The organism is Streptomyces sp. NPDC025618 (assembly GCF_055558795.1).
Map to the genome: position 1 here is coordinate 1 of NZ_JBVHLW010000074.1, position 2,381 is coordinate 2,381.

Consider the following 2,381-nt stretch of genomic DNA (forward strand, 5'->3'; position numbering starts at 1 on the left):
CCCCCCCCCCCCCCCCCCCCCCCCCCCCCCCCCCCCCCCCCCCCCCCCCCCCCCCCCCCCCCCCCCCCCCCCCCCCCCCCCCCCCCCCCCCCGCCTCCCTTATGTCCGATTTAGTGGAGTGGTTGCATATCTCTGCTGTGGCGTACGCCACAAATTCCGCCTTCTGTTTGCCGTTCGAAAGTGGCGGCGTCTAGCGTCAGGGCGGCTGCCCGTCAGATGTGAGTCGCATCCGCGGCCCCGGACAGTCATCGCCGAGTCCCCGTACGGCGCGAGCCAGGGGAGCCGGGGACCCACATGTCCCTGGGGTGAATCGGGCCCCTCTCCGGAGGGATCCGTAGGAGACCTTCCTGCTCCGAACCCGTCAGCTAACCCGGTAGGCGAGAAGGAAGGAAAGGATCAGCCGTACCCATGGCGTTCACCCGTGCCACCGGTAAGCACCGCCGTCCCTCCCGTGCCGTCCGCGTCGGAGCGAACGTCGCGGGCATAGCCACCCTCACGGCCACCGGTGTCGTCGCGGGGTTCGCCGCGCCGGCGCTCGCCGCCACCGACGGCGCCCCGAGCGTCGAGGACACCGGCCTGACGCAGGCCATCGTCATCGGTGACGACACCGCCGACCGGGTCGGTGAGCAGGCCGAGATCCAGCGCAGCTCCGCGGACGAGACCGCCGCCCGCCTCCAGGCCGAGGCCGCCGCCAAGAAGCAGGCCGCCGAGGTCAAGCAGAAGGCCGACGAGGCCAAGCGCAAGGCGGAGGCCGAGCGCGCCGAGAAGGAGCGCATCGCCCGCGACGAGGAGCGCAAGCGCCTCAACGCCTTCGTCGCGCCCATCGACGGCTCCTACGTCTCCACCGCCTACAAGGCGTCCAGCGGCCTGTGGTCCTCCGGCAGCCACACCGGTGTCGACTTCCACGCCGAGTCGGGCACCTCGGTGCACGCCGTGGGCGCCGGCACCGTCGTCGAGGCGGGCTGGGGCGGCGCGTACGGCAACAACGTCGTCATCCAGCACAACGACGGCACCTACACGCAGTACGGCCACCTGTCGTCCATCGACGTCAGCGTCGGCCAGACGGTCACCCCGGGCCAGCAGATCGGCCTCTCCGGCGCCACCGGCAACGTCACCGGCCCGCACCTGCACTTCGAGGCCCGCACCGCGCCCACCTACGGCTCCGACATCGACCCCGTCGAGTACCTGCGCTCGCACGGCGTCAACGTCTGACGCACCAGGCGCCCCGGCTTTCACCGCCGTATCGCCGAGTAGCGCGGCGTTCCCCGTCACCAGGCCCCGGTCACCGACCGGGGCCTTCGTGTTGGCCAAAACGTACCGATGACTTCACCGGCGCCATCGGAAATTCCCGGCGCCTGCAATAGAGTCGCCCGACAGGCGTCAATCGGCCGCGTTTCGCGGGGGTCAATGCGGAGGTTCACCCATGCGGGGCCGTACGTGAACGGCTATGACAAGCCGGTGCCGGACAGCCGCGGAATTCCCACGCAGGCCGTGTGCACCGCGATCCGCGACGACATCGTCTCCGGCTTCTTCCCGCCCGGCAGCAGGCTCATCGAGGAACTGCTCGCCCGCCGCTACGGCGTCTCCCGCGTGCCCGTGCGCGAAGCCCTGCGCACCCTCGCCTCCGAGGGCTTCGTGACCACCCGCCGCCACGCGGGCGCCTGCGTCGCCGAACCCACCGAGCATGAGGCCGCCGACCTGCTCGACGTCCGGGCCCTGCTGGAGCCCCTGGGTGCCGCGCGCGCCGCGCAGCGCCGCACCGAGGCCCACCTCAAGGTGCTCCGCGGGCTGGTCAGGCTCGGTCTGGAGCGCGCGCGGGCCGGCCGGACCGGCGAACTGCGGCCCCTGGACGACTGGTTCGACGAGACGCTCGCCCAGGCCACCGGCAGCCCCAGCCTCGCCGCGCTGCTCACCCAGCTGCGGCTCAAGATCGCCTGGGTGTACGTGGCGGAGCCGCCCCTGCGGCCGGTGCGCACGTGGGAGGCGCACGGTGCCCTCGTCGACGCGATCGCCCGGGGCGACGCGGACCGCGCGCGGGCCCTCGCCGCGACACGCGCCGACCGCGTGCCGGGTGAATACCGGCTGCGCAGGCCCGTCCGCCCGGTCCGGGCGCGGAATCCGAAACAATCGGTGCGCGCCGCGGCCGCCCCGTCCTGACAACAGGCGGTTATCCGTGGAGCGTTGCCGCCGTGCCGCCGGCGGAATTCGAGCGGCGCGCCCGGCGCGAAACCCGGCCGCGAGGCGACGGGGAAAGCGCAGGGCCGGGAAAACGACAGCGGGGGGGGGGGGGGGGGGGGGGGGGGGGGGGGGGGGGGGGGGGGGGGGGGGGGGGGGGGGGGGGGGGGGGGGGGGGTGGGTTGGGGGGGGGGGTTACGAGTGGA

General features: G+C 73.8%; 2 protein-coding genes and 1 riboswitch. Both genes read left to right on the forward strand.

Features of this window, described 5'->3' with window-relative positions:
- Positions 1–239: 239 nt before the first annotated feature.
- A riboswitch (cyclic di-AMP (ydaO/yuaA leader) is annotated at positions 240–395 on the forward strand.
- Between the two features lie 13 nt (positions 396–408).
- Entirely contained in the window at positions 409–1,212 is an 804-nt protein-coding gene (locus ACZ4A5_RS30935) for a M23 family metallopeptidase (protein WP_467591520.1), read from the forward strand.
- Between the two features lie 225 nt (positions 1,213–1,437).
- Entirely contained in the window at positions 1,438–2,157 is a 720-nt protein-coding gene (locus tag ACZ4A5_RS30940) for a GntR family transcriptional regulator (RefSeq protein WP_467591523.1), read from the forward strand.
- Positions 2,158–2,381: the final 224 nt, after the last annotated feature.